27 protein-coding genes and 1 tRNA gene are annotated in these 25,222 nt (G+C 75.5%); 13 read left to right on the top strand and 15 right to left on the bottom strand.

The window, feature by feature from the left end; genetic code table 11:
* Window positions 1–2: 2 nt before the first annotated feature.
* Window positions 3–872, top strand: a complete 870-nt coding sequence (locus HNR08_RS11595) for an HAD hydrolase family protein (RefSeq protein WP_146834725.1) — start codon at window positions 3–5, stop codon at window positions 870–872.
* On the opposite strand, the gene HNR08_RS21295 is transcribed toward HNR08_RS11595, so the two are convergent.
* Window positions 869–1,417 (bottom strand): TetR/AcrR family transcriptional regulator, encoded by a 549-nt coding sequence (locus HNR08_RS21295; protein WP_210736762.1) that lies wholly within the window; start codon window positions 1,415–1,417, stop codon window positions 869–871. The genes HNR08_RS11595 and HNR08_RS21295 overlap by 4 nt on opposite strands.
* A gap of 151 nt (window positions 1,418–1,568) precedes the next feature.
* On the opposite strand from HNR08_RS21295, the gene HNR08_RS11585 reads away from it, so the two are divergent.
* From HNR08_RS11585 to HNR08_RS11565, 5 genes are all read left to right on the top strand, one after another.
* A complete protein-coding gene (locus tag HNR08_RS11585) occupies window positions 1,569–2,567 on the top strand; it encodes an NAD-dependent epimerase/dehydratase family protein (RefSeq protein ID WP_146834729.1) in 999 nt (332 codons plus the stop codon).
* A 188-nt stretch (window positions 2,568–2,755) separates the two neighbouring features.
* Window positions 2,756–3,157, top strand: a complete 402-nt coding sequence (locus tag HNR08_RS11580; RefSeq protein ID WP_146834732.1) for a hypothetical protein — start codon at window positions 2,756–2,758, stop codon at window positions 3,155–3,157.
* A gap of 463 nt (window positions 3,158–3,620) precedes the next feature.
* On the top strand, window positions 3,621–4,202 hold the full coding sequence (locus HNR08_RS11575; protein ID WP_146834734.1) for a sugar O-acetyltransferase: 582 nt from the start codon (window positions 3,621–3,623) through the stop codon (window positions 4,200–4,202).
* Window positions 4,202–4,795: a TetR/AcrR family transcriptional regulator gene (locus HNR08_RS11570; protein ID WP_146834737.1), complete on the top strand. Its 594-nt coding sequence runs from the start codon at window positions 4,202–4,204 to the stop codon at window positions 4,793–4,795. Before HNR08_RS11575 ends, HNR08_RS11570 begins: the two co-directional genes overlap by 1 nt.
* A gap of 66 nt (window positions 4,796–4,861) precedes the next feature.
* A complete protein-coding gene (locus HNR08_RS11565; protein WP_146834740.1) occupies window positions 4,862–5,509 on the top strand; it encodes a hypothetical protein in 648 nt (215 codons plus the stop codon).
* On the opposite strand, the gene HNR08_RS11560 is transcribed toward HNR08_RS11565, so the two are convergent.
* The gene (locus HNR08_RS11560) at window positions 5,480–6,511 is read right to left on the bottom strand and encodes an FUSC family protein (RefSeq protein WP_146834743.1); all 1,032 of its coding nucleotides are present in this window, start codon (window positions 6,509–6,511) and stop codon (window positions 5,480–5,482) included. The genes HNR08_RS11565 and HNR08_RS11560 overlap by 30 nt on opposite strands.
* 367 nt (window positions 6,512–6,878) lie before the next feature.
* Here HNR08_RS11560 and zwf point away from each other — a divergent pair, with 367 nt between their 5' ends.
* Window positions 6,879–8,096 carry a glucose-6-phosphate dehydrogenase gene (gene zwf, locus HNR08_RS11555; protein ID WP_146834746.1) on the top strand — a complete coding sequence of 406 codons (1,218 nt, stop codon included), beginning with the start codon at window positions 6,879–6,881 and terminating at the stop codon, window positions 8,094–8,096.
* Here the strand turns inward: zwf and HNR08_RS11550 are convergent.
* Window positions 7,978–9,120, bottom strand: a complete 1,143-nt coding sequence (locus tag HNR08_RS11550) for a cytochrome ubiquinol oxidase subunit I (RefSeq protein WP_146834750.1) — start codon at window positions 9,118–9,120, stop codon at window positions 7,978–7,980. The two genes, zwf and HNR08_RS11550, sit on opposite strands and share 119 nt — an antisense overlap.
* 311 nt (window positions 9,121–9,431) lie before the next feature.
* Between HNR08_RS11550 and HNR08_RS11545 the strand changes: the two genes are divergently transcribed.
* Window positions 9,432–9,857, top strand: coding sequence for a hypothetical protein (locus HNR08_RS11545; RefSeq protein ID WP_146834754.1), 426 nt, complete (start codon window positions 9,432–9,434; stop codon window positions 9,855–9,857).
* On the opposite strand, the gene HNR08_RS11540 is transcribed toward HNR08_RS11545, so the two are convergent.
* Both HNR08_RS11540 and HNR08_RS22715 read right to left on the bottom strand, forming a co-directional pair.
* Window positions 9,846–10,499: a response regulator transcription factor gene (locus tag HNR08_RS11540; protein ID WP_146834757.1), complete on the bottom strand. Its 654-nt coding sequence runs from the start codon at window positions 10,497–10,499 to the stop codon at window positions 9,846–9,848. The two genes, HNR08_RS11545 and HNR08_RS11540, sit on opposite strands and share 12 nt — an antisense overlap.
* Complete coding sequence (locus tag HNR08_RS22715) at window positions 10,496–11,692, bottom strand: sensor histidine kinase (protein ID WP_183835010.1); 1,197 nt, start codon at window positions 11,690–11,692, stop codon at window positions 10,496–10,498. Before HNR08_RS22715 ends, HNR08_RS11540 begins: the two co-directional genes overlap by 4 nt.
* Before the next feature lie 433 nt (window positions 11,693–12,125).
* Between HNR08_RS22715 and HNR08_RS11530 the strand changes: the two genes are divergently transcribed.
* Window positions 12,126–12,821, top strand: coding sequence for a DUF4352 domain-containing protein (locus HNR08_RS11530; RefSeq protein WP_146834763.1), 696 nt, complete (start codon window positions 12,126–12,128; stop codon window positions 12,819–12,821).
* 161 nt (window positions 12,822–12,982) lie between these two features.
* A tRNA-Lys gene (locus HNR08_RS11525) sits at window positions 12,983–13,055 on the top strand.
* Here HNR08_RS11525 and HNR08_RS11520 read toward each other — a convergent pair.
* The 3 genes from HNR08_RS11520 to HNR08_RS11510 form a co-directional block, all read right to left on the bottom strand.
* A complete protein-coding gene (locus HNR08_RS11520; RefSeq protein WP_146834911.1) occupies window positions 13,017–14,318 on the bottom strand; it encodes a HipA domain-containing protein in 1,302 nt (433 codons plus the stop codon). The two genes, HNR08_RS11525 and HNR08_RS11520, sit on opposite strands and share 39 nt — an antisense overlap.
* Complete coding sequence (locus HNR08_RS11515; RefSeq protein ID WP_246802958.1) at window positions 14,315–14,578, bottom strand: helix-turn-helix transcriptional regulator; 264 nt, start codon at window positions 14,576–14,578, stop codon at window positions 14,315–14,317. The genes HNR08_RS11520 and HNR08_RS11515 overlap by 4 nt, the downstream gene beginning before the upstream one ends.
* 76 nt (window positions 14,579–14,654) lie before the next feature.
* Window positions 14,655–15,296 carry a restriction endonuclease gene (locus HNR08_RS11510; protein ID WP_146834767.1) on the bottom strand — a complete coding sequence of 214 codons (642 nt, stop codon included), beginning with the start codon at window positions 15,294–15,296 and terminating at the stop codon, window positions 14,655–14,657.
* A gap of 233 nt (window positions 15,297–15,529) precedes the next feature.
* On the opposite strand from HNR08_RS11510, the gene HNR08_RS11505 reads away from it, so the two are divergent.
* Window positions 15,530–16,765 (top strand): MFS transporter, encoded by a 1,236-nt coding sequence (locus HNR08_RS11505; protein ID WP_146834770.1) that lies wholly within the window; start codon window positions 15,530–15,532, stop codon window positions 16,763–16,765.
* 47 nt (window positions 16,766–16,812) lie between these two features.
* On the opposite strand, the gene HNR08_RS11500 is transcribed toward HNR08_RS11505, so the two are convergent.
* The 7 genes from HNR08_RS11500 to HNR08_RS11470 form a co-directional block, all read right to left on the bottom strand.
* On the bottom strand, window positions 16,813–17,901 hold the full coding sequence (locus tag HNR08_RS11500; RefSeq protein WP_146834773.1) for a substrate-binding domain-containing protein: 1,089 nt from the start codon (window positions 17,899–17,901) through the stop codon (window positions 16,813–16,815).
* Between the two features lie 32 nt (window positions 17,902–17,933).
* Window positions 17,934–19,475, bottom strand: a complete 1,542-nt coding sequence (locus tag HNR08_RS11495; protein ID WP_168430856.1) for an amidohydrolase family protein — start codon at window positions 19,473–19,475, stop codon at window positions 17,934–17,936.
* On the bottom strand, window positions 19,472–20,998 hold the full coding sequence (locus HNR08_RS11490) for a Na+/H+ antiporter NhaC family protein (protein WP_146834779.1): 1,527 nt from the start codon (window positions 20,996–20,998) through the stop codon (window positions 19,472–19,474). The genes HNR08_RS11495 and HNR08_RS11490 overlap by 4 nt, the downstream gene beginning before the upstream one ends.
* 1 nt (window position 20,999) lies before the next feature.
* The gene (locus HNR08_RS11485; RefSeq protein WP_146834782.1) at window positions 21,000–21,881 is read right to left on the bottom strand and encodes a PfkB family carbohydrate kinase; all 882 of its coding nucleotides are present in this window, start codon (window positions 21,879–21,881) and stop codon (window positions 21,000–21,002) included.
* Window positions 21,882–21,893: 12 nt separating this feature from the next.
* Complete coding sequence (locus tag HNR08_RS11480; protein WP_146834785.1) at window positions 21,894–22,907, bottom strand: SIS domain-containing protein; 1,014 nt, start codon at window positions 22,905–22,907, stop codon at window positions 21,894–21,896.
* A gap of 108 nt (window positions 22,908–23,015) precedes the next feature.
* Window positions 23,016–23,234 (bottom strand): DUF2071 domain-containing protein, encoded by a 219-nt coding sequence (locus HNR08_RS11475; protein WP_146834788.1) that lies wholly within the window; start codon window positions 23,232–23,234, stop codon window positions 23,016–23,018.
* Between the two features lie 6 nt (window positions 23,235–23,240).
* A complete protein-coding gene (locus tag HNR08_RS11470) occupies window positions 23,241–23,840 on the bottom strand; it encodes a DUF2231 domain-containing protein (RefSeq protein ID WP_146834791.1) in 600 nt (199 codons plus the stop codon).
* Between the two features lie 217 nt (window positions 23,841–24,057).
* Between HNR08_RS11470 and HNR08_RS11465 the strand changes: the two genes are divergently transcribed.
* Window positions 24,058–24,525: a DUF4383 domain-containing protein gene (locus HNR08_RS11465; protein ID WP_146834794.1), complete on the top strand. Its 468-nt coding sequence runs from the start codon at window positions 24,058–24,060 to the stop codon at window positions 24,523–24,525.
* 53 nt (window positions 24,526–24,578) lie between these two features.
* A complete protein-coding gene (locus HNR08_RS11460) occupies window positions 24,579–25,205 on the top strand; it encodes a hypothetical protein (RefSeq protein WP_146834797.1) in 627 nt (208 codons plus the stop codon).
* Window positions 25,206–25,222: the final 17 nt, after the last annotated feature.

The following is a 25,222-nucleotide window of genomic DNA, read 5'->3' as shown; positions in this document are numbered from 1 at the left end:
GCATGGCTCCCCCGGCTCGCAGCAGGCTGATCTTCCTCGACATCGACGGCACCTACGCGGACCGGGGCGTCGTCCCGCCGGGGCACGTCCGCGCCGTCGCCGCAGCCCGGGCCGCCGGGAACCGCGTCCTGCTCTGCACCGGCCGCCCGAAGTCCATGCTGACGCCGCACATCCTCGCGGCCGGGTTCGACGGGATGGTCGCGTCGGCGGGCGCCTGGGTCGAGGTGGACGGCGAGGTGCTCCGCGACCTGCGGTTCCCCGACGATCTCGCGGCCCGCACCGTCGAGGTGCTGGACCGCACCGGCGCCGCGTACGTCCTGGAGGCGCCGGACGCGATCTACGGGCGGGCGGGCGTCGCGGGCCGGCTGCGCTCGCTGCTCTCCGGGCACCAGCACGAGGGCACCCGCGACCGGGGCCGGGACGAGACCGACGCGCCCGGCGACATCCTCGCCGCGCTCCGCACGCCGGCCTCGCTGGACGGGTGCTCGTTCGCGAAGGTCACCTACTTCGAGGCCGACGAGCCGCGGGACGCCGTGCGCGCCGCGATCGGGGCCGGCGCGGTCGACATCCTGCCGAGCTCGATCTCGGCACTCGGCGACCGCGCCGGGGAGATCCACCCCGCGGGCATGCACAAGGCGCTCGGGATCGGGCTCGTGCTCGAGCACCTGGGGGCGGGCCGCGAGGACGTCGTCGCGTTCGGCGACGGGCCGAACGACCTGGAGATGCTGGAGTACGCGGGGACGGCCGTCGGCGTGGCCGGCGGCGACGAGCGGGTGCTGGCGCTGGCGGACCACGTGGCCGCGGCCCCGGCGGCGGAGGGGCTCGTGGCGGCGTTCGCGGAGCTGGGGCTGACCGCGCCGCCAGGACGCTAGGGCGCGATCCCCAGCAGCGCGTACCCCGACGCGACGACGCCGGCCTCGAGCGCGGCGTCGTCGAGCCGGCGCAGGTCGGCGTCCACCGGCGGTCCCATGAGGCCGGACAGGAAGATCGCGACCCGCACCAGCCGCTCCGGCGTCGGGCCGGGCCCCGCGAGCACGTCCCGCAGGTCGCGGAACAGGTCACGGTGCCCGGGCGTCTCGCGGCGGAGCTGGGCCGCGCTGAGGTCCCCGAGCACCACGGCGTAGAGCTCGCGGTGCGCGACCGCCTGCCGGGCCAGCCGGTCGACGACCAGCCGCGCCCGGTCCGCCTCGGGGAGCGCCCGCGCCTCGGCGAGCAGCGCGGCGAAGTCGTCGAACGCCGGCGCGAGCACCGCGAGGACGATCTCCTCCTTGGTGCGGAACCGGTAGTAGACGGCGGCCTTCGTGACGCCGAGGTCGTCGGCGATCATCTGCAGCGACGTCCCGGCGACCCCGTGGCGGGAGAACAGGCCGAGGGCGCTCGCGACGACCTGGGGTGCGGACGCGTCGCCGCGGGGCATGCGGACCTCCTGGGCTCGGGTGGACGCGGCCCACGGTAGCGGGCCGTCGGGCGCTCCTAGCCGAACGGCTAGGACTTTGTGCCCGCGTTCACGATCCCCCGCGCTCCTAGCGTGAATCGCATCAGAACCCCCTCCTACCTGCGAGGTCACGATGACGGACACGCTCGTCCTGGGCGGCACCGGGCTGCTCGGCTACCACACCACCCTCGAACTGCTCCGGCGCGGCTACGGGGTCACGACCCTCTCGCTCCCCCTCGACGGGCCGAGCTTCCTGCCCGAGCAGGTCGACGCGCACTGGGGCGACCTCACCGCCCTGTCCGACGCGGAGCTGCTCGACCTCCTGGCCGGGAAGCACGCGGTGTTCTACGCCGTCGGCGCCGACGAGCGCACCACGCCCCCGGCGCCGGCCGCCGCGTTCTTCTACCGCGCGAACGTCCTGCCCACGCAGCGCCTCGCCCGCCTGGCCCGGCAGGCCGGCGTCGCGAAGTTCGTCGTGTACGGCTCGTACACCGCCGAGTTCGCCGAGCAGTGGCCCGACCTCGGCTACCGCACCCGGAACGGCTACCCCCGCACCCGCCTCGCGCAGGAGGAGGTCGCGTACCTGGAGGGCGACGGCGCCATGGACGTCATGGTGCTGCGCCTGCCGTACATCTTCGGGCTCGTCCCCGGGCAGCGGCCGCTGTGGCAGATGTTCCTCGACATCGTCGCGGGGCAGGAGGGGGCCGTGCCGGTGCTCGGCGGCGCCACGTCCTCGGTGACGGTGGGCCAGGTCGCGCAGGCCGCCGTCGGCGCGATGGAGCACGGCGCGCACGGCGGCCGGTACCCGATCAACGCCTACGACCTGACCTACGCCGAGTTCCACCGGCTCTGCTGCGAGGCCCTCGGGCGCGACCCGGAGGACGTGACCGTGGTCCCGCTGGAGGCGGTGCTGCCCGCCATGGAAGCCGCCCACGCGCAGACGGCGGCCGCCGGCGTCGAGCACGGGATCGGGCTGGTCGACTCCGCGCGGTTCCAGGACCGGCGGGCCGTGAGCGACCCGGCGCTCAGCGCGGTCCTCGGCATCGAGCAGGACGACGTGGTCGCCGCGATCCGCGAGTCCCTGGCGTGGTGCGTGACCCACCCGCGCGAGCAGGCGGCCGCCCCGGCCTGACGCCGGACTCCGGCGGGGTGCCGAGGTCGAGGGTCTCGCGTCCGAGGGCGCCCTGAGACCCTCGACCTCGCGCGAGACCCTCGACCTCGCGCGGGACCCTCGACCTCGCGCGGGCGGGACGCCCCCGATCGGGTGAGCCCGCCCGGACCCGGCCCGCGGCCGAGCCGGGCTGGCTAGCGTCGCGCCGCATGGGGACCGACGAGCGGCCGGCGCCGCACCCGGCGCGGCGGTACCTGTGGTGGCCGCTGGGCGTCGCGGTGGCGTGGCTGGCCGTGGTGGCCACCGGGGTGGAGTGGCCGCCGGTGCTCCTGGGCCTGCCGTGCGTGCTGGTCATGGCGTGCGTGCTGGCCCGGGGGCCGTTCCGGTCCGGCTGGCTCCCGCCGCTCGTGCGGGTCGCGTGCGCGATCGTCCCCCTGGTCGTGGTGCAGGCGCAGAACCCGCGGTACGACAGGTGGGGCCTGAACCAGGGGATGCCCGGCGTCGTCACGCCCGGGGAGTTCTGGTCGCACGCGGCACGCGCGCAGCTGGTGGCGACGCTCGTGGTCGAGCTGGGGTTCCTGGCGCTGGCGAGGCGGTACCGCTCCGACTGACCCGTTCCGGGTGCCGGCGGCGCGGTCGACCCAACGTCCCGGCCCCGTCGCCCGTTGTGGTGGCAGGGTGCCGGCGACAGGCACGGGAGAGGGGGACCGGTGGCGCACTGGCGGGACGTCCTGGACGCGATGGTCCGGGACCGGCGGTCCGCGCTCGTCGCGTACGCCCGGCTGTTCGCGGCGGACCGGCACGAGGCCGAGGACCTCGTCCACGAGGCCGTCGTGAAGGTGTTCGCCCGCCCGCGGCGGACGCTGCCCGGACGACGGCGCCGGTCCCCTCCCGCCGGGCGACTACCAGGCGTACGCGGGGATCTCGGTCTGGGGCCTGTCGCGGATCCTGCCGGACGGCACCGTGGTCCCGGGCGTCCCCGAGACCACGATCGTCAGCGAGCCGTTCCCGCTGACCGTCCCCTGACCCCCGTCATGCGTACGACCGTACACACCGCCTGCTACCGTCGTCCGCATGACCACGGACTACTTCGCCGGCGACCCGCGCACGAACCACGAGCGGATGCTCGCCGGGGACCTGTACATCGGCGACGACCCGGCGATCGTCGAGGCGCAGGTCCGGGCGATCCGGCTGGCCGCGCGGTTCCGGGACGCCTACGACCAGGACCCCGTCGCGGGCCAGGCGGTGCTGCGCGAGCTGTTCGGCGCCGTCGGCGAGGGGACCTTCGTGCGGGCGCCCGTGCACGTGGACTACGGCGACCGGATCTCCGTCGGCGCGCGAACCTTCGTCAACATGGGCCTGACCGCCCTGGACGTCGCCCCGATCACCATCGGCGACGACTGCCAGATCGGCCCGCATGTCCAGCTGCTCACCCCGACGCACCCGGTCGAGCCGCAGCCGCGCCGCGACAAGCTCGAGGCCGCGAAGCCGATCACCATCGGGGACAACGTGTGGCTCGGCGGCGGCGTGGTGGTGTGCCCGGGCGTCACCATCGGGGACAACGCGGTGATCGGCGCGGGCTCGGTCGTCACCCGTGACATCCCGGCGAACGTGGTCGCCGTCGGGAACCCGGCCCGGGTGGTCCGGGAGATCTGATGGCCGGCGACCCCGTCCCCGCCCGCACCCGGCGGAACGACCCCGGGCGGCGCGACCGCATCATCGACGCCTGCCTCGACGTCATCGCCGCCGACGGCGTGGACGGCACGTCGCACCGGCGGGTCGCCGCGGCCGCTGGCGTGCCGCTCGGGTCGATGACCTACCACTTCGCCGGCCGGGACGAGCTGCTGCGCGAGGCGTTCGGCCGGTTCGCCGGGACGGTCGCCGACCGGTTCGTGGCCCGGATGGGCCAGGTCGAGCCGGGCGACCGCGAGGGCGGGGCGCGGGCCGTCGTGGAGATCATCCGCAGCGACGTGTTCCCCGACGCCCGCGACCTCGTCCTGACGCACGAGCTCTACACGCTGGCCGCCCGCGAGCCCGCCTACCGGACGCTGACGAACGCCTGGATGGCCCGCAGCCGCGCCGCGCTCGAGCGGTGCTTCGACCCGGCGACCGCGCGGGTGCTCGACGCGCTGATCGAGGGGCTGACGATCCACCGCGCGCTGGACGACGCGCCCGCCGACGATGCGGACGTCGAGCTCGCGGTCCGGCGGATCATCGGCACGACCGGGACACCCACCCCGCCCGGGTGACGCCGGCCCCGCACGACCCGCCCTACCGTCGCGGCACAGCGAACGGGCGGGTGTCGGGGAGGGCCCATGAGCGAGGCCGCGCCGTCGGCGTCCGTGCAGCGGTGGTCGCGCCTGCGCGAGATCACCGCGGTCGCCGTCCTCACCGTCACGGCCGTGCTCACCGCGTGGAGCGGCTTCGAGTCCAGCAAGTGGGGCGGGGAGATGTCCATCGCGTTCTCCCGCGCCTCCGCCCAGCGGATCGAGGCGGCCCGGTGGGACGGCACGGCCAAGGCGGCCCGCGGCTACGACCTGCAGACGTTCGCGCTGTACGTCGAGGCCGTGGCGACCGGCGACGACGAGCTCGCGACCTTCGTGGAGCAGCGGTTCACCGACGCGTTCCGGCCCGCGTTCGACGAGTGGATCGCCGCCCGGCCGCTCCAGGACCCGGCGGCGCCGCCGAGCCCGTTCGCGCTCGACTCCTACGTCCCGCCCGGGACCGCGGAGGCGGCCGAGGCCGACGCGCGCGCCGACCGGTCCTTCGACGACGCGCTGCGGAACAACCAGCGGAGCGACAGCTACACGCTGATCACCGTGCTGTTCGCGCTGGTGCTGTTCTTCGCGGCCGTCTCGGAGCGCACCGCCCGGCCGGTGGCGGGCCGGGTGCTGCTCGGGCTGGCGGGCGGGCTGTTCCTGCTGGGCGTGGTGCTACTGGCGGCCCTGCCGAAGACCATCTGACCCCGCCGTCGCCCGGCGCCGGAGCACGGCGGGCAGCACCACGAGCGCGACGAGGGCGGCGACGCCGACGCCGAGCGCCGTCTCCGAGACCCGCTCCCAGAACCGCTCCCCCGCGTCCTGCGGGTCCCGGGCGAGCAGCATGACGAACACCAGGAGCGTCGTGAACGTGGGCAGCACGTACCAGCGGCTGCCGGAGGTGGCGGTCGCGCCGACGACCACGCCCGCGATCACGAGCGTCCAGACCCACGGCGGCGGGTCGACCAGGACCAGCGCGGACGCGGCGAGGGCCCCCGCAACGACGTCCACGAGGCGGTCGAGGGACCGCAGCCGCTGGGCCGCCGCGCTCGGGCGCATGACCAGGAGCGCGGCGGCCGGCGCCCAGCCGACGTGCTCGAGGCCCGCGGCGAAGCCGATGGCAGCGCAGACCCCGCCGACGGCACCCGCGGCCCAGCCGTAGGCCACGATCCCCGGCGGTGCGGCGGCGGACGCCGGGCCCGCGGCGGGCGCGGGGGCGGATGCGGAGGCGGGGGCGCGGCGCGCGGGCCAGGCCAGCGCCACCAGCACCGCCCACGCCGTCCCCGCGAGGATGTCCACCGCCAGCCCGGCGACCGCGTCCGCCCCCGGGTAGCTGAACCCCACGGCGAGCAGCGGCAGGCAGAGCACGAGCGCGAGCATCGCCTCCGGCCGCCCGGTCCGCGCGATCAGGTGCCCCACGCCGCCGCCGGCCAGGACCAGCGCCGCGACGGCGACCGCCGGCCACTGCGCGAGCACGCCGCCGCAGAAGATCGAGGCGGCAGCCAGCACCCCGTACAGCCCCAGGCGCACCCGCGCTGGCCGACGCGGCGGCAGCGCGACCGAGCACACCGGCAGCAGCCCCACGGCGAGCGCCGCCGCGAGCTGGACGTCGGACAGCGCCGCGACGGCCGCCGGCGCCACCGTCACCGCGCCGCGCATCGCACCGGGCCGGCTCCACGCGAGCCCCGCGGCGCCCCGTGCGCTCACCCGCGGACCCGGGCGAGCGCGTCGTCATGGGCGCGGTCCGGCGTTGGGAAGGAGGCCGCGGCGCGCAGGTGCACGCTCTCCGCGCCGAGCCGCGCGGCCCGGCGCCCGAGGCCGGGCCGGCGCGGACGCGTCACCGCGCCCGCCGCAGGACGGTCCAGGCAGCCATGCGGTCCCTCCCCGGTCCGGCGCTCGATCCCGTTCAGGGTGGCCGCGGGCGGCCGCGGGGCGCCTCATCCGGCCGGGATGACGCGCCGGGGCGCGCGTTCGCCTCGCGGGCAGGCCGGCCTCCCCGCCCGCTGCGGGTAGGTGACGCGGGCACACGGACGCGGTTGGCTCGGGGGACGCGCCGACGGGGAGGGGACGAGCCATGAATGCAGCAGCGGGGGACGCGCGCCCGGCCGACGTCCTGGTGGTGTTCGGCATCACCGGCGACCTCGCCCGCGTGATGACGTTCCGGTCGCTCTACCGCCTGGAGAGCCGCGGCCTGCTGGACCTGCCGGTGGTGGGCGTGGCCGCGGACGACTGGACCCTCGAGCGCCTGGTCGAGCGCGCCCGGACGTCCATCGAGGCGACGGGGCAGGAGGTCGACGAGGCGGTGTTCGCGCGGTTCGCCGCCCGGCTGTCGTACGTCAGCGGCGACTTCACCGACCCGGAGACGTACGAGCGGGTCGCCAAGGCGGTGGACGGTGCCGCCCAGCCCGTGTTCTACCTGGAGATCCCGCCGTCCCTGTTCGGCCGGGTCGTGCAGGGCCTGGCGGAGGCCGAGCTGACCGAGCACGCGCGCGTCGTCGTCGAGAAGCCGTTCGGGCACGACCAGGAGTCGGCGCACGCCCTGGCCGCCGAGCTGCACCAGCACCTCGACGAGTCGCAGCTGTTCCGGATCGACCACTACCTCGGGAAGATGGGCCTGGAGGAGATCCTGCACCTGCGGTTCGCGAACGCGATCCTCGAGCCGCTGTGGAGCCGGAACTACCTCGACAGCGTGCAGATCACGATGGCCGAGGACTTCGGCGTCGACGACCGCGGGCACTTCTACGACCCGGTGGGGGCGCTGCGCGACGTGGTGGTCAACCACCTCATGCAGGTGGTCGGCGCCGCGGCCATGGAGCCGCCGTCCCGCGGGGACCCCGCGACGCTGAAGGACTCCGAGGTCGCGCTGTTCCGGGCCGTGGTCGAGGCCGACCCCCGGCACTACGTCCGCGGGCAGTACGACGGGTACCAGGGCATCGCGGGCGTGGCCCCCGGGTCGACCACCGAGACGTACGCCGCGCTCCGGCTGGAGATCGAGAACTGGCGGTGGGCGGGCGTGCCGTTCTACCTGCGCACCGGCAAGCGGCTGCGGGCCACCCAGACCGAGCTGCGCCTGGTGTTCAAGCGCCCGCCGCGCCTCGGGTTCGGCCCCGCCGGGCGGGACCCCGACCCGAACCAGCTGGTCGTGCGCCTGGACCCGGCCACGGGCATCCGGATCATCGTGGACGCGCACCGGGCCGACGTCGCGCGGATGGCCGCGCCCATCGAGCTCGACATGCAGTTCGCGGACGAGGGCGGCGAGGGAGCAGGAGCAGCGTGCCGATCCCGACCATGACGTCCCAGGCCAGGTGCACGATGTTGACCTCCCGGTTGGTCGGCCGCTCGTCCGCCGGCACCGAGTCGAGCCCCTGCACCACGGTGTCGCGCCCCGTGCTCGGGTCCGACAGCCACGACGCCATCCCCGGGATCGGGAACCCGCCCTCGACCTCGCCGTCCGCGCCCAGCCGGCCCAGCAGCGTCTCCGGCACGTCCGAGCTGGTCTCCGGGACCAGCTCGATCGCCGCGAACTTCACGGGCTGGTTCTCGTACACCCAGCGCGCCAGCCCGTCGCCGACCACCATCTGCACCGGCGCCGCGATCGCCGCCACCGTGAACGCGATGGTGAACCCGAGCCGGTGGTACCGGTCCCGCCGGCCCCGCAGCATCGCGAACGCGTACACCGAGGCGACCAGGCACCCGCCCACCAGGTACGCCGCCACGACCATGTGCGCGGCCTGCCACGGCATCGAGTCGTTGAAGATCACGCGCACGGGGTCGACGTCGACGATCTGCCCGTCGTCGCCGAGCGTGTACCCGGTCGGGGCGTTCATCCAGGCGTTCGCGGCGACGACGGACACCGACCCCAGCACGCCCGTGACGACGATGGGCACACCGGTCCAGAAGTGCGGCCAGGGCCGCAGCCGGCGCCACCCGAAGATGTAGATCGCGACGAAGATCGCCTCGAGGAAGAAGAAGATCCCCTCGAACGCGAACGGCACCCCGAACGCGTCGCCCCACTGCCCCATGAACCGCGGCCACAGCAGCCCGAACTCGAAGCTCAGCACCGTGCCGGTCACCGCGCCGACCGCGAACGTCACCGCCATGTACTTCGACCAGCGCTGCGCGAGCTCCAGGGCGTCCCGGTCCCCGTGCCGCACGCCGCGGTAGTTCGCGATCAGGGCCATCGCCGCCCAGGAGACGCCGAGCGGCACCAGGATGATGTGGAAGCCGAGCGTGAACGCCATCTGCGAGCGGGCCCACGGGACGGGGTCGACCGCGGACAGCGCCGCGAGCTCGACGAGCTGCGGGACGGACGTCATCGGCGGGCCTCCCTCCACCGTGCGCGGGGTGGCCGCCGTCGTCGCGCGCCGGGCCGTCCGGGGGGTGCGGTGCTCGGCCGCCGGCCGGGGACGCGGCCCGTGCGGGGTCACCCGTCGGAGCGAACGTATCGGACAATCCGGACACCCCCCAGGGGGCGGGGAGCATCTGACCCGCTGCGGGTCATGGGGTCGCCGGGCGCTGACGGCGTGCCTCTGCCGTCCGGGGGAACACCGTTCAGTACCGGTGCGGATCTGCCGATGACGGCCTCGTACCCGGTCGTCCCGACCGGCAGCCCGACGAGGAGGCCCCCGTGCCGGTCCCCGGTGCCGGAGACGGCCCCGCCGCGCGCTCCGTCCAGGTCAGCGACTGGCTCCGCATCGACGTGACGATGGACAACACCGGCGCGGTCGAGCGCGTGGGCGGCGACCCGGAGCTCGCCGAGGCGGCAGGACGCGGCCGCGCGGCCGGGTGGCGCGCCCTGCGGTCGCACCCGCGACGCGGCGAGGGGCCCGGCGGGTGGCCGCCCCTGGACACCGTGCTGGAGATCGAGCTCCGCAGCGGGGACTGGGACGTCGTCCGCCAGGAGATCGCCCGGTGGCGCGAGGTGGCGGTCGAGCTGCTCGCGGGCAACCGGACGGACCACGAGGCCGCCGACCTCCTCGACTCGGTGCGGTGGTCGGACGCCATGCTGACCGCGCTGGACGAGGGGACGGCGGCGCCGAGGTCAGGGCACTGAGAGTCCGGCACGGTCGACGACCACGGCGAGCTGCGACCGCGTGGTCACACCGAGCTTGGCCATCGCCCGGCTGAGGTGCGCCTTGACCGTCGACGCGGACCGGTAGGTGAGCTCGCCGATCGCCTCGTTCGACATGCCCGTCGGGACGTAGGCGACGACCTCGAGCTCCGCCTCCGTGAGCACAGCGAGCTGCCGGCGCGCGTCGTCCCGCCGCCCGCGGTCCGGGTCGCCGGCGACGTGCCGCGTCAGGCTGCCCGCCGCCGCGTGGTCGAGCGCACCGTCGCCCGCCGCCACCTTGCGGACCGCCTCGGCGATCGCCGTCGGGTCGGCGTCCTTCGCGAGGAACCCGGAGGCCCCCGCGCGGACCGCGGCGAGCACCGTGTCGTCCGTGCCGAAGGAGGTGAGCGCGATGACGCCGGGCGGCTCGGGGAGCGCGGCGAGCGCGGCGATCGCGTCGAGCCCCGGCACGCGGGGCATGTGCAGGTCCATGAGGACGACGTCCGGGTGGTGCGCCTGCACGGCGGGGACGACCTCGTCGCCGGCCGTGGCATGCCCGACCACGGCGATGTCCTGCGCGGTGAGGATGCTCGTCAGCAGGGTGCGCACCATCGCGTCGTCGTCGACGACGAGGACGCGGATCACACCGACGAGGGTACGGCCTCCCCGGCTCCAGGTCCGGCGGTCGACCAGGGCAGGTGCGCCTCGAGGACGTGCCAGCCGGCCTCGACCCGGACCTGCACCGTGCCGCCGACCAGCGCCGCGCGCTCCCGCATCCCCACCAGCCCGGAACCGGTGCCCTCGACCGGGGGGCGCGCACCGGGCACGAGCGGGTTCACCACCCGGACGTCGACCCCCGATCCGGCCGACGCGCGCACCGACACCTCGACGGGCTGACCCGGGGCGTGCTTGAGCGCGTTGGTCAGCGCCTCCTGCACGATGCGGAACGTCGCCCGCGTCAGCGCCGGCGACGCGTCTCGGCCGTCGTTGACGAACACCGTGCTCGTCACCCAGCGTCCCTGGCGGCGCGCGCCGTCCAGCAGCCCCGCGAGGTCGTCCAGTGTCGCCCCGGAGGCGCCGGGGGCGAGCGCGTCGTCGCCCGCCCGGAGCGTCGTGATGAGGCCGCGCATCTCCGCGATCGCCTGCTGCGCGGACGACCGGACCTGCTGCGCGGCGGCGCGGACCTGGCGCTCGTCGGGCCCGCGCTGCACCTCGAGCGCCGACGCCTGGAGCGAGATCAGGGAGATGTGGTGCGCCACGGTGTCGTGCACCTCGCGCGCGATGAGCTCGCGCTCCTCCTGCCGGGACATGCGGTCGTGCAGCGTGTCGGCGCGGGCCGCCTGGGCCTCGGTGTCGGCGACCGCGCGCTCCGTCCGCGCCTGCGACGCGCGGACCAGCCCGGCGGCGACCGCCGCGCCCACGCACACCAGGCCCGTCACCACGAAGGCGACCGGGGACGCGACCAGCCGCTCCCCCGTCACCTGGTCCGTGACCGACAGGATCATGTGCTCCGGGGGCCGGATCGCGTCCCGCCAGAGCGCGACGGCCGTGGCCACGGCGACGAGGCCCGTGCACGCCCACGCGGTGCGCCGCGACGCCGTCACGAACACCCACGGCAGGGCGATCAGCGCGGTGACGGAGTCGAGCGGGAGCAGCAGGGCCAGCACGCCGCTCGCCAGCACGATCGGCACCGCCCACCGGCGCCGGGCCACCAGGAAGCCGGCGCCCGTCAGGCCGAGGAGCATCGCGAGGCCGTCCACCACCGACACGGTGCCCGTCCCGCGCGCGTTCGAGGCGAACGACGCCGCACCCGCGGCGGAGAACGCCGCGACCGACACGGCGCCGACCGTGCCGGCGCGGGACCACCACGGGCGACCCGTCCGGGGCGGGCGCGGGGCGTAGGGCGCCGGCGGGGGGCCGTAGCCGGAGGGCCCGGGGGCGGCGCCGCGCGCATGCGGGCCAGAGGGCGGGACCGCGCCGGCGGGCTGCCACGTCCCGCGGGACGGCGGCGCGCCGTACGGCGGCAGCGGACCCCGCGCCGGCGGCGTCGCCGGGCCCGGCGCGGGTGGGAAGGACATGCGCTCAGGGTACGGACGCGGCCGGTCCCGTTCGTCGGCCGATCGGGCACTTCACCGGGCCGCGACCTGCCCGATCGGGCACACCGGTCGTGACCGTCCGGCCGATGCCCCGCGAACCCGCCCGTCGGCAGTGTTCTGGCACGTCAGGGCGCCACGACAGGCGCCGCCCCGCAGCACCCCCGAGGAGCACGCCATGTCCCAGGTCCCCCCGCCGCCTGCCCAGCCCTACCCGACGGCCCCGGGGCCTGGCACCCCCGCCCCGGTCCCCGGGCCGCCTCCGCGGCGCTCGTGGTTCGCCCGGCACAAGGTGCTCACGACGCTCGGCGCCCTGGTCGTGCTCGTGGTCGTGGTCGGCATCGCCACGTCCGGCGGATCGGACGACCCGGCGACCCCGGAGGACGCTCCGGCGGCACCGGCGGCACCGGTCGACACCGCCGGTGCCGACGAGGGCGCGGCCGAGGCCCCCGCCGAGGAGCCCGTCGAAGCGCCCGCGGCCCCCGGCATCGGCACCGCGGTGCAGGACGGCAAGTTCGAGTTCACCGTCACCTCGGTCGAGCCGGGCGTCGCGCGGGTCGGGAACGACGTGCTCGGCCAGGACGCGCAGGGCCAGTACGTGCTCGTGCACCTGACCGTCACGAATGTCGGCACCGAGGCGCAGTACTTCTACGACGGCTCGCAGAAGGCGTTCGACGCGCAGGACCGGGAGTTCTCCGCCGACAGCACCGCCGCCGTGTACCTCGGCGACGGCAGCACGTTCCTCAACCAGATCAACCCGGGGAACACCGTCAGCGGCACCGTGGTGTTCGACGTGCCCGCCGACACCACGCTGACCCGGGTCGAGCTGCACGACTCGCCGTTCTCCGGGGGCGTCGAGGTGGCGCTGGGCTGACGGGCGGGCGGGGAAGACGACGGAGCCGGTCGGTGACCGGGCACCGTCGTCGCCCGCATCCGCGGTACCTTCGAGGTCGTCGCCGCCGGCACGTCACCACGCCTCGGCCGGCGGCGCGGGAGTTCTCCCGAGGGGACCCGGATCGGGTCCCGTCACCTCCCGGGCCTCTAGCTCAACTGGCAGAGCAGCGGACTTTTAATCCGCGGGTTGTGGGTTCGATCCCCACGGGGCCCACCGCATCGCCGATCCGCGCGCGTACCCGGCGACCCCCGCCTCCAGGCGCTCGCGCAGCCCCGCCACGCTCCCGTCCCAGTCCTCGACCTCGCCGAGCGCGTCGAGCATCGCCCCCGGCGCCGTCCCGGCGACCAGCCGCACCCGGTCGAGGACCCGCTCCACGTCGAGGTCGTTCTCGTCCGCGAACCGCCGCCACTGCTCCCGCCCGACCCGCCCGGCGTCGACCTCACCGCCGATCGACATCGAGAGCACGCGACCCCGCCGGGGCGCGTCGTACGGCAGGCTCGTCGAGACGTCGAAGAGCGGCGCCAGCCGCACGTCCTCACCGTCCAGGAGCACCGCGTAGTTCCGGGCGTGCGCATCAGGAGCGGCGACGACCGTGTTGAACACCAGCCCGTCGACGAACCGGTCCACGTTGCGGCGTGCGGCGGCAGCGGTCGCGGACCGCTCGCGCAGCAGCCGGACGATGTCGGCCGCCGTCGGCCCGCCGTACTCCTCGTACTTCTCACCGACGCCGAGCGCCTGGCACAGGTCCTCCTGGTGCAGCCGGAGCAGGACGTCACCGTCGGCGCGGCGGTCGAAGCGCGTGATCGCGACGGCGCTCTCGGACTTCACCTGGAGGTACTCGGTGTGCGCCACGTCGACCCCGCACGCGGCGGCCGCGCGCATGCTGATGTGCTCGACGAGCGCCTGCGACGTCAGGCCGTGGACGCCGGGCTTGAGGATGTGGCTCGTGGGCTGGGAGCCCTGCGCCTGGAACCACCGGTCGCCGATGCGCCGCAACGCGAACTTGGGCTGCGTCCCGCCGAGCGACCAGTGCTCGCCGGGCATCGTCCACGAGGCGTCCTCGTCGATGCGGAGCTCGGCGAGTCGCTGCTCGATCTGCCCGGCCGACTGCGGCTCGAGCGAGCCGGTCCGAGTCAGCGTCGCGTCCACGTCGTCGGGGTGGCAGAACTGCACGGCACCGGGGCAGTCCTGGCCGATCGCCGCGAGCAGGCTGAGCGGGTCGTACCGGTCCACACCGGGGTGCTGGCGCTCGATCGCGGCCAGCGCGCCGTTCGACTCGGGCAGCAGGGCGCGCACGAACCTGTCGACGGGCTCCCCGGTGTACACCTGGCTCGCCAGGGGGAGGGACAGCGACAGGGGCGTCCGACCCGTGCGCGTGGCGTCCGGGTCGTACGCGAACCGCAGGACGTTGCGGCGGGTCCGCTCGAGCAGGCCGGCCACACGACCGCCGAGCAGCACGGCGAGCGGGCCGGTCATCGCTCGGCGTCCGCGTCGAGGTCGTCCCGCACGGTCAGCGAGGCGTCCAGGGCGTCCAGGACGCGCATGATGAGGCCGACCTCGAGCCCCTTCTTCTGCCCCTGCTCGACCGCGATGACCCACTGGCGGGAGACTCCCGCGCGCTCGGCGAGCTCGGCCTGGCTCAGCCCGCGCCGGTCGCGCAGCCGGCGGATCGTGAGGCCGAGCTGCGGCAGGGTGCGCGCGGTGATGACGTCCACCATGTCAGCGTACGTGGACACCGGTCGCCATGTCTACGCATGCTGACATCGGTGCCCGTGTCACCGTTCGCTGACACCGGCCGTCGGACCTCTGCCCCTACGGCCGCGGCGGTAGATGCAGTTGCGCCCGCGGACTGCTCCGCTCCTGCCGCCGTCGCGCCTGCCGCCGCCAGACCAGCGTGCCGACCACGGCGATCCCCAGCGCGAGCGGCGGGTTCCCCCAACCGGGGTCGTCCTCCCCCGCGGCCGTGGCCCGGATCGCGTCGACGAGCAGCGGCACCACGCTCGCCCAGCAGAAGACCGTGACGGCCTTCCACCAGTTCCGGCGCCACCAGACGCGGCCGGGTGACGGCGGAACGGCGGCCGGCACCGGGGTCGCCGGACGGGCGGCCGCCTGGAGGTGCCGGACGGCGGCCGGGCTGTGCGGCGACAGCGCTCCCGTGGGGTCGTAGGTGAACAGCGCGACGTCCATCTCGGTCGCGTACTCGACGGCACGTGCCGAGTAGCCGGCGATCGTGAAGAAGAACAGGTCGAGCACCTCGCGGCCCCGGGCACCGACCAGCCGCTGCACGTCGACGCGACCCGTCTGCGCGCCGCGGAACTTCACCTGGGCGATCGCCCTGCGACTGCGGACGTCCACTCCGCCGTCCGGCCCGACCGGCGTCTCCTGCGCATCCGCGAAGCCCATGCTCCGCATGGCGGCGGCCGCCATCTGCTCCGCCTGGCGGTCGGTCGCCACGTACTGCCCCGGGGTCCACGGCGTGCTCGCAGGGAGGACGATCTCACGCGGGGACCCCCGCGGGGAGGACCCCGGCGCACCGTCCGACCCGCCCGCGCGGGCTCAGGGCACCGGGGAACGGCACCGCGCCCCCTGAGGCATGTGTACGCTCGTACACGCAACCCGCCGGCGGACCGTCGCCCGGCGCCTCCCCGGGCCGAGGCCCGAGCCGCGGAAAGGCAGCACCCCAGGCCGTGTACTCCCTCCTGCTGACGATCATCTACGTCGCCTTCATCAGCCTCGGTCTGCCCGACTCGCTCGTCGGGTCCGGGTGGCCGGTCATGCACGAGGACCTCGGCGTCCCGCTCGGCTCCGCCGGGATCCTCACGATGATCATCGCCGGCGGCACGATCGTCTCCAGCCTCGCGTCCGACCGGCTCACGCGCCGGTTCGGTGCCGGCCTCGTCACGGCCGTCAGCGTCGGCATGACCGCGGCCGCGCTGGTCGGCTTCTCGTTCTCGGGCGCGTTCTGGATGCTCTGCCTCTGGGCGATCCCGTACGGCCTGGGCGCCGGGGCGGTCGACGCGGCCCTCAACAACTACGTGGCCCTGCACTACGCCGCGCGGCACATGAACTGGCTGCACAGCTTCTGGGGCGTGGGCGCCTCGATCAGCCCGTTCATCATGAGCTACGCCCTCGGCACCCGGCTGGGCTGGTCCGGCGCCTACGGCATCGTCGGCACGATCCAGATCGCGCTCACGGTCGTGCTGCTCGTCAGCCTGCCGCTGTGGGGCCGGGTCAACCCGGTCCGGCCCGCGGAACCGGCTGCCGACGGCGACGACGCCGACCCCGCGGGCAGGGGCGGCGCGCACGTCCCGCTCGCGCAGGCGCTCCGCATCCCGGGCGTCCTGCTCGTCCTCACCGCGTTCTTCGCCTACTGCGCGCTCGAGAGCACGGCGATCCTCTGGGCGTCGACCTACCTCGTCACGGACCGCGGCGTGGACACCGCGACCGCGGCGGCGTTCGGCTCGCTGTTCCTGCTGGGCATCACCGGCGGGCGGTTCCTGGCCGGGTTCTTCGCCGACCGGATCGGCGACACGCAGCTGATCCGCTGGGGCTTCGCGACGGTCGCGGCCGGCGTCGTGCTGATCGCCCTGCCGGTCGGGACCGACGTGCTCGCGCTGGCCGGCCTCGTGGTGGCCGGGCTGGGCTGCGCGCCGATCTACCCGGCGATCATCCACTCCACGCCCGTGAACTTCGGCCGCCGCAGCTCGCAGGCGATCATCGGCATCCAGATGGCCGCGGCCTACACCGGCTCGACGCTCGCGCCGCCGCTGTTCGGGGCGCTCTCGACCTGGGCCGGGACATGGATCTTCCCGCTGTTCGTCGCGGTGCTGGTGGCCCTGGGCCTCGTCATGTCCGAGCGGCTCAACCGGCTCGTCGCGCGCCGCGCCGCGGGCGACGAGGCCCGGGCGGCCACGCCGGCCTGACCCCGCCGCGCCGCAGCCACCCGCGTGACGCACGCCTGACGCCCGCGTCACGCCCGCGGCGCCGCCACGGAGTCCCGCTCCACGAGCCGCCCGCGCAGCGCCCGCGTCCGCGCCGCGCCCGCGCCGCGGCCCTCGATCCGCTGCACGAGCCGCGCGGCGGCGGTCTGCCCGAGCTGCCGCACCGGCTGCTCGACCATGGTCAGCGCCGGCACGGTCACCGTGGCCCACGGGCTGTCGTCGAACCCGACGACCGACAGGTCCTCCGGGATCCGCAGCCCGAGGTCGCGCGCGGCGGCGAGGGTGCCGAGCACGGCGTCGGTCTCGGTGGCGAACACGGCGGTGGCCGGGTCGTCGGCCTGGAGCTGGCGGGTGACGAACCGGCGGACGCCCTCGATCGTCTGGCTGCCCGTCATGACCAGCGCCGGGTCGGGCTCGTGGCCGGCCTCGGTCAGGGCGTCGGCCCAGCCCCGCAGGCGCGCGCCGCTGGTGGGCAGGTCGCGGCCGCTCGCGTCGAGCAGGGTCCGCAGGGAGCGCGGCCGGTGCGGGAGCGCCGGGCCCCAGGCGAGCGCGACGCGCCGGTGGCCGGCGGCGGTGAGGTGCCGGACGGCCGCGGCGGCGATGTCGTGGTTGTCGATGACGACGGCGTCCACGTCGAGGGCCGGGAGCTCGCGGTCGACGGCGACGACGGGGACCCCGCGCTCGACGGCGGCGCGCAGGTGCGCGGGGTCGTCGGCCGCGCCGACCGCGGACGCGACGACCAGGCCGTCGATCTGCTTGCCGAGCAGGACGCGGACGGCGTCCTGCTCGCGGACGGCGCTCTCGTCGGTGTTGACGACGATCGTGTCGTAGCCGGCCGCGCGGGCGCTGTCGGCGATCCCCCGGACGACGCCCGCGAAGAACGGGTTGCCGATGTCGGCGACGACGACGCCGATGGTGTGCGTGACGCCGGTCGCCATGGACCGGGCCAGGGTGTTCGGCTGGTAGCCGAGGGCGGCGGCCGCCTCCCGGACCCGCTCCTGCAGGCCGGCGTGGACGGAGCCGTAGCCGCCGAGCACCCGGGCCGCCGTCGCACGGGCCACGCCGGCCGCCCTGGCGACGTCGGTGACCGTGACTCGGGTGGGTGACGCGCCGGACACGCCGGTGAGCCTATCCGACGCGTCACCCCTGCTCACGCCTCGTGCACCACGGTCCCGCCGGCGACGGTGAGCACCGCCGCGGACCCGGCGAGCCGGTCGGCGGGCACCCGCAGGAGGTCGCGGTCGAACACCGCGACGTCCGCGCGGAGCCCGGGCCGGAGCGCGCCCGTCCACCCGCCGAGGCCCATCGCGGCGGCGGCCGTCCCGGTCCACGAGTCGACCACCTGGGCGCGGGTCAGCCCGCGCCCGGGGTGCCAGCCGCCGTCCGGGCCGCCGCCCGGGAACCGGCGCTCCGCGGCGGACAGCATGGCCTCCCCGAGGGACGGGAAGAACAGCGGCAGGTCCGTGCCGGAGGTGAGCCGCGCGCCGGCCGCGAGCAGCCGGGCGTGGTTGCCGAGCCGCTGCTCCCGCTCCGGGCCGAGGATGTCCCGCACCAGGTCGGTGGTGTAGCCCTCGATGAGCAGCAGCTGCGTGTACACCTCGCAGAACACCCGCAGGGCGCCGGCCCGCCGCGCGTCCTCGTCGGTGATGAGCGAGACGTCGGACAGGGACAGCAGCTCCGGCAGGGCCAGGCCGTCGAGCCGCATCTCCTCGATCACGTCGAGGCAGCGCGCGACGGCGCCGTCCCCGTCGGCGTTCAGCGCGAGGGTGTGGCCCGCCGCGACGATCCGCCGAGCCTCGCGCCGCAGCGCGGCGTAGTCGACGTCCACGTGCTGCCGGGCGGTCCACGCGTCGGCGGGGCCGGCGAGGTCGCCGGTGAACTCGTCGAACGAGCCGTCCGTCATCAGCTTGAACCCGTGGAACCGCAGCCGCGGGGTGGCGTACGCGGCGCGGGCCCGGGCCCCGAAGTCGAGGTCCGCGGGCGCCTGCACCGGCTGCGACGCGAAGCTGATCCGCAGGTGGACGTCACCGGAGCGGGTCAGGTCGTCGAGGACGGGCAGCATGCCGAGGTAGTCGTCGAACGCGATCTCCTTGACGGACACCACCCCCTGCGCCGCCATCCGCCGCGCGGTGCCGGTGTAGGTGCGGCGCACCACGTCGGCGTCCCGGGCGAGGGCGGCGTAGAGCGGGGCGAGCGCCTCGTTCGACGCCGGGTCCAGCCCCTCGCCGAGGCCGGCGCGCGCGGCCCGCCCGGCGACCAGCCACTCCCGCCCCTCCCCCAGCACGACGGCCGGGCTGCCGGGGAACGCCGCGTCGAGGGCGTCGGCCAGCCCGGCCCGCTCGTCCTCGCCGAGGGCGGCTCCCCGGGCGAGCAGCACCCCGCCGGGCGGTGGCTCGGGCGCGGAGCGCAGCGCCCCGACGACGTCGGCCGCCGTGGCGCACGCCGACGCGTCGACACCGGCGTGCTCGAGCATGAGCGCGGTGACGAAGGTGTGGTTGTCGTGCAGCCCGGGGACGACCAGCCCGTCGCCCGCGTCCACGACACGTGTGCCGGGGGCGACGAGGTGGTCGCCCCGCCCCGGGCCGGCCGACAGGATCCGGTCGCCGGCGACGGCCACGTGGCCCGGGGACGCCGTCCCCGTCGCCGCGTCGTAGACCGCCTCGGACCGGACGACGAGGTCCGCGGCCCTCACGCCCCCACCAGCCCGACCACGGCGAACCCCGCGGCCGCCACGACGAACGCGACGACCTGGTACGGCAGGTTCGTGATCCAGTGCCGGAACAGCCCCACCTCGGTGGACGAGGCGGTGAGCAGCCCGACGTCGGAGGAGATCGACGCCGTCAGGCCCCAGGTGCCGGCGCCCAGCAGCGCGGCGACGGTTGCCCACAGGTTCGCGCCGGTCTGCTCGCAGAGCGCCACGAGCACGGGGATGAGCAGGATGTACAGGCTCCAGTTCAGCGTGACCAGCAGCTCGGTCACGCCGAACACGAGGAACACCACGAGGGGCAGCCACGCCGGGGCGACGACGCCCGAGACGTGCTGGATGACGAACCCGGCGAAGTCGAGGTCGGCGATGAACGAGACCAGCACGAACGCGATGGCCATGAGCAGCACGAGGGAGAAGATGTCCTTCATCCCCTCGATGACGGCGTCCAGGTACCCGCTCGGCGTGGTGAGCCGCTGCGCGAGCAGCACGACCCCGGTGACGACGAGCGCGATGAGGAACGCCTGCTGCACGTCACCGGTGATCAGGGTGCCGACGATCACGGCGGCGATCGAGACGACCATGTTCAGCCAGTGCGGCCGGCGGGCGGCGGCGGCGGCCTCCGCGGCGGGGGCGTCCCCGGCCTCGGCGACCTCGGCGGCCTCCTCCTGCGCCTCGACGGCCGCGGCCCGGCGCATCCCGCCGATCAGCGGCAGCACACCGGCGGCGGCGAGGACGGCGACCAGCACGATCGCCAGCGAGAAGAACAGGTACGGGAGGATGTGCAGGTACGCCGACACCTGCTCGTCCGCCGCCACGACGCCCGCGGTGACCAGCAGGCCCGTGACCAGGACGGGGGTGGAGCCGATCGGGTTCAGCGTGCAGGTCGGCTCGGCCGTCGAGCGGATGAGCATCGCGCTGTACGCCTTCGGCAGGCCGAAGCCCTTGTTCACCGGCGTCATCGAGACACCCACGCCCGACGTCGACAGGTACGAGTCGTTCGACAGCAGCGCGGTCGCGACGACCGTGACGAGCGAGGACCGCTTCGGCCCGCGGGCCAGGCGCGCGGCCGCCTCCGCGAACGACGCGGCGAGGCCCAGGTGCTCGAACACCCCGATGAGCCCGCCGATGCTCAGCAGCAGCACGAGCAGCCAGAGGTTGTCGGTGTTCGACACCTCGGAGAAGAGGCGGTCGATCCAGAAGGCGAAGAAGTCGCCCCGCGCGAGCATCACCGCGCCGAGCAGGGACGCCCAGATGAACCCCTCCACGACCTGCTGGGTCACGAGGATGAAGACGAACAGCGTGCCGGCGGGCAGCAGCGACCACGCGCCGTACTCCGCGCCCTCGCCGTGCGGGGCGAGGGCGAGGACCAGCACGAAGATGACGGCCAGGCCGGCGTAGGCGATCAGGGTCCGGCGGTCGGCGAGCCGCCGCCGCAGGGCGGACCAGGCGCCCTGCGGCGGCTGCGGCGCCCCGGTCACGGGGCCCTCGGGGGCCAGGGTCGAGCTCATCTCAGAACCCCTTCCCGTGACCGAACGCGCCCTCGACGAGGCACTGCTTCGCGGCGAAGTCTGCCGCCACCGCGAGCGCCTCCTGCAGGTCGTCCACGGCCGGGAGCCGGTCCCGCCGCCAGCCCGACCGCAGGGCGTGCACGGCGAACGCGGTGGAGAACGCGTCGCCGCAGCCCATGGTGTCGAGCGCCTCGACCGGCGTCGCCGTCCCGTGCAGCACGCCGCGCCCGTCGACCAGGACCGACCCGTGCATGCCGCGCGTCGCCAGCACGAGGGCCGGGCCGCGGCGGCGGACGTCCTGGGCCAGGGCGACGGTGTCGTCCAGGCTCAGGTGCTCGCAGGACAGCAGCGCCAGGTCGACCGCCGGGCAGACGGCGTCCAGGTACGCCGCGGTCCGGAACTCGTCCTCGTCGGAGAAGTCGAAGAACACGAGCGCCGGGGTGGCGCGCAGCAGGCCGAGCTGGTCCGCCACGCCCCCGTAGACGCCGGAGTGCACCAGGTCGAAGCCGGCCAGGTACGCCACGTCGGCGGGCTCGAGCCGGAACGGGTCGGCGGTGGTGATACCGCCCTCGTTCCAGTCGCCGAACACCCGGTCGCCGTCCACGACGGTGACGTCGCAGTAGCCGGTCTCGCCCGGCTTGTCCTGGCACCGGTCGAGGGCGACGCCCAGCCCGGTCAGCGACTCCCGGAGGTGCGCGGCGGGCTCGTCGGTGCCGAAGACGCCGAGGTAGGCCGCCTCCGCGCCGAGCTGGCCGGCGTACACCGCGAAGTTCACGCTGTTGCCGCCGGGGTAGAGGATCCGGCGGTCGAGGAAGCGGTCGACGACGTTGTCGCCGAAGCCGACCACGCGCGGGGGCGTGGTGGCCTGCGTCGTTGCAGACATGGGGTCCTTCTCTCAGTACTCGACGACGCGGTAGTAGCGCCGTGTGTCGAGGGGGTGGTTCCGCACCTGCTCCAGGTGCTTGGAGATGCGGATGGTGATGGAGTCCATGACGAGCGGCGCGAACAGCCCGCGCAGGTCCGCGTCGACGCCCTCGAGCGGGTAGTCGGCGGAGTCCAGGACGGTGACCTCGTCGGAGTAGGTCTCGGCGAAGCGGCGCACGCGGTCCATGAGCGGCCGGCTCTCGTCCTCGCCGACGAACAGCATGAGGCTGGTGTCCTTCTCGACCAGCTCGAGCGAGCCGTGGAAGAACTCGGCCCCGTGCACACGCGTGGTGTGCAGCCACTGCATCTCCTCGAGGATGCACATCGAGTAGTTGTAGGCGAAGCCCCACAGGTTCCCGGCGCCGACGAGCATGTGGTAGCCGGTGTCCCTGTGCCGCTCGGCGAACGCCGCCGCGACCGGCTCGGCCTGCTGCTGGACCGCGAGCAGGATCTCCTCGGACCGGTCCATGGCGGCGGCGAGGCGGGGGTAGCCGTCGAACTCGCCGCGGCGCGCGAGGATCGCGGTCATCAGCAGGGTGAGCTGGATGTCGTAGGACTCGGAGGCCGTCTCGTCGTCGGCCGGGTTCACGAGCAGGTGGTCGCAGAGGCCGGCCAGCGGGGAGTCCGCGTCGCCGGTCATGGCGATCGTGGTCACGCCGCGCTCGCGGCAGTACTCGGCGGCGGCGACGGTCTCCTTCGTGGTGCCGGAGAGCGACGCGAGCACGACGACCGAGTTGGCGGTGAGGTGCCGGTCGCCGGAGACGACGAGCTCGGCGGCGATCGGCGTGCGGGTGAGGAGCGTCGAGCGCGTCTGCATCAGCAGCGCGTACGGCCACATGGCGGCGTGCGAGCCGCCGGAGCCGATGAGGAACAGGGCGTTCGGGTCACGGTCCACGACGAGCTGGGCGAGCTCCTCGATCCGCGGGCGGAGGCGGGCGGCGCCGCCGATCACCGCGGAGAACCGGTCGGGGTCGAAGCCGAGCATGGGAGACCTCTCTGTCGGGGTGGAGAGCGATCTCTCTGAGAGACCGCTCTCTGGCGCGGCTCAACGTAGCGGGCGCCCGGGCGGCGGTCAATCCACCGCCTGGCGCCGTCAGGCCGGACGGGGGACGCCGAGCCGCACGTCGACGCCGGGCGACCAGAGGACCCGCAGGTCAGGCGGCCCGGCGGCAACCCCGCACCGCTCCGGCAGATCGGTGCGCAGGCGCGCCGGCTCGGCCGCGAACAGCGGCCACGGCGGGTGCTCGACGGGGACGCGCCAGGGCCGGCCCGCGCGGACCGTGGACGCGTGCCACCGCCCGGTGAGGCTCACGGCCGATCAGAGCACCTCCGGCGCCTCCTCGGCCAGGGCGCCGCGCGGCGCGGGCTCGGCGGGGCCGGACGCGCTGCGGGGCGGGGCGCCGAGGCGGGACACCATGTGCCCGCCGAGGTAGCCGCTGACGCCCAGGACCCCGCCCGCGGCGAGCGACACAGCGACGCCCGGCCCGCGGCGGCCGGCGCGGCGCAGGAGCCACGAGGTGCCGTACAACCCGAGCGCGGCGTAGTTGAGCAGGGCGTGCACGGACCCGACCCGCTGCGTGCGGCGGTCCGACACGGCCCAGTCCGCCGCGCCGGTCACCGACGCGGGGAGCGCGGCCAGCACGCCGAGGCCCAGCAGCCGGTCGGCGGCCCGCCGCGCGCCGTCGCCGCCGGCCAGATCGAGGACCGTCGCGCTCGCCCACAGGCCGATCGGCGCGTCGGTGAGCAGGGGGTGCGCGGCGTGGCCGAGGGGCCTGCCGTGCAGCAGCCGGGCCACGCCGGGGCGGGCACGGAGGGCGGACAGGACCACGGGCTGCGCGCGGTCGACGACGGCGTCGAGGACGGTCGCGCGCTCCAGCCGGCGGACGGCGCGGAGGACGGGGCTCTCGTCGTCGGGCATCGGGATCCCCCAGGGCTCGGTCGGGCGGGCGTTCCTCCCGAGCATCACCCCGGTGGCCACCGCACGCACGGCGAGCGCCCCGCTCCCGCGCCGGGATGCGGCGCCACCGGGGCGCCCGCATGCTGGACACGACCCGCGTCGAGCAGGAGGCGCACGCACCGCGCCGAGCGGGCGCCGGCGGCCTCGCCGGCGGACCGGGCGCAGACAGGGGCTCCCCATGACCGCCGCTTCCACCCCGGCCGGCACGACCCGGACGGTCGTCCGGCAGCCGCACCAGTGGCTCGCCCTCGTGATCGGCATCGTCTACCTGGTCGTCGGCCTGGCCGGCTTCCTGGTCACGGGCGTCGACGGGTTCACCGAGCACGACCACTCGCAGACGCTGCTCGGCTTCGCCATCAACCCGCTGCACAACATCGTGCACATCGTCATCGGTCTGCTCGGCATCGCCCTGTGGTCCACGCCGAGCCGCGCGCGCACCTACGGCTGGCTGCTGTTCATCGGGTACGGCGCCACCTTCGTGTACGGCCTGATCGTGGCGGACAACCCCGACGCGAACATCCTCAACATCAACGGGGCGGACAACTGGCTGCACCTCGTGTCGGCGCTCGCCGGTCTCGCCATCGCCCTCTGGCCGCGCCGCGACCGCGCGGACCTCACGGACCGCACCCGGACCGGGCGCATCTGACCCGCGTCGCAGGGGCGCGCGGGCGCGCCGGGACCGCGGCCACGGCATCCGTCGTGGGCGCGGCCCTGGGCGCGCTCGTCGTCGTGGCGCGGCGGCTGCGGCGGGCGCGCCGGCCGCTGCACCCCCGCGGGATGGTGCGGCACGGGACGCTCGCGCTCGACGACGCCGGTGCGCCCGGGGCGCGCGAGCTCGGCGCCCCGCTGGTGACGCCCGCGCTGGTGCGGGTGTCGCGGTCGGTCGGCCTGCCGGCGCCGCTGCCGGACGTCCAGGGGCTCGCGGTCCGCTGGCACGAGGGCGGCCGGGCCCAGGACCTGCTGCTCGCCTCGACCGGCCTGGGCCGCCTGTCGCGGTTCCTGCTCGTGCCGCGGCCGCACCCCTGGTCCGGGCCGGCCTCGACGCTGATGCCGTTCCTCGACGCCGGCGGGCGGGCCGTCCTGGTCGCCGCCGTGCCGCTCCCGGACGGGCCCCGCGACGGCGGGGTCGACGTGCTGCTGCTGACCGCGCGGCCCGGGGGGCCGTGGCACCGCGCCGGGCGGCTGGCGTGCCCCGCCGTCCCGGGCGACGCCGACGACCCCGGGCTGCGCTTCGACCCCGTGCTGCGCGCCCCGGGCGCCCTCCGCGTGCCGGACTGGGCCGCGCGGCTGCGGCTGCCCGCGTACCGCAGGGCCCGGGCCGGCTGATCCCCGCCGGCCATTGT

Source organism: Cellulomonas hominis (assembly GCF_014201095.1).
Lineage (GTDB): Bacteria > Actinomycetota > Actinomycetes > Actinomycetales > Cellulomonadaceae > Cellulomonas > Cellulomonas hominis.
This window is presented reverse-complemented; position numbering and strand designations above follow the sequence as displayed.

Excerpts from the sequence above, each read along its gene's own strand:
- HNR08_RS11595 (WP_146834725.1), top strand. The coding sequence starts at position 3 with ATGGCTCCCCCGGCTCGCAGCAGGCTGATCTTCCTCGACATCGACGGC.
- HNR08_RS21295 (WP_210736762.1), bottom strand. The coding sequence starts at position 1,417 with ATGCCCCGCGGCGACGCGTCCGCACCCCAGGTCGTCGCGAGCGCCCTC.
- HNR08_RS11585 (WP_146834729.1), top strand. The coding sequence starts at position 1,569 with ATGACGGACACGCTCGTCCTGGGCGGCACCGGGCTGCTCGGCTACCAC.
- HNR08_RS11580 (WP_146834732.1), top strand. The coding sequence starts at position 2,756 with ATGGGGACCGACGAGCGGCCGGCGCCGCACCCGGCGCGGCGGTACCTG.
- HNR08_RS11575 (WP_146834734.1), top strand. The coding sequence starts at position 3,621 with ATGACCACGGACTACTTCGCCGGCGACCCGCGCACGAACCACGAGCGG.
- HNR08_RS11570 (WP_146834737.1), top strand. The coding sequence starts at position 4,202 with ATGGCCGGCGACCCCGTCCCCGCCCGCACCCGGCGGAACGACCCCGGG.
- HNR08_RS11565 (WP_146834740.1), top strand. The coding sequence starts at position 4,862 with ATGAGCGAGGCCGCGCCGTCGGCGTCCGTGCAGCGGTGGTCGCGCCTG.
- zwf (WP_146834746.1), top strand. The coding sequence starts at position 6,879 with ATGAATGCAGCAGCGGGGGACGCGCGCCCGGCCGACGTCCTGGTGGTG.
- HNR08_RS11550 (WP_146834750.1), bottom strand. The coding sequence starts at position 9,120 with ATGACGTCCGTCCCGCAGCTCGTCGAGCTCGCGGCGCTGTCCGCGGTC.
- HNR08_RS11530 (WP_146834763.1), top strand. The coding sequence starts at position 12,126 with ATGTCCCAGGTCCCCCCGCCGCCTGCCCAGCCCTACCCGACGGCCCCG.
- HNR08_RS11520 (WP_146834911.1), bottom strand. The coding sequence starts at position 14,318 with ATGACCGGCCCGCTCGCCGTGCTGCTCGGCGGTCGTGTGGCCGGCCTG.
- HNR08_RS11490 (WP_146834779.1), bottom strand. The coding sequence starts at position 20,998 with ATGAGCTCGACCCTGGCCCCCGAGGGCCCCGTGACCGGGGCGCCGCAG.
- HNR08_RS11485 (WP_146834782.1), bottom strand. The coding sequence starts at position 21,881 with ATGTCTGCAACGACGCAGGCCACCACGCCCCCGCGCGTGGTCGGCTTC.
- HNR08_RS11480 (WP_146834785.1), bottom strand. The coding sequence starts at position 22,907 with ATGCTCGGCTTCGACCCCGACCGGTTCTCCGCGGTGATCGGCGGCGCC.
- HNR08_RS11470 (WP_146834791.1), bottom strand. The coding sequence starts at position 23,840 with ATGCCCGACGACGAGAGCCCCGTCCTCCGCGCCGTCCGCCGGCTGGAG.
- HNR08_RS11465 (WP_146834794.1), top strand. The coding sequence starts at position 24,058 with ATGACCGCCGCTTCCACCCCGGCCGGCACGACCCGGACGGTCGTCCGG.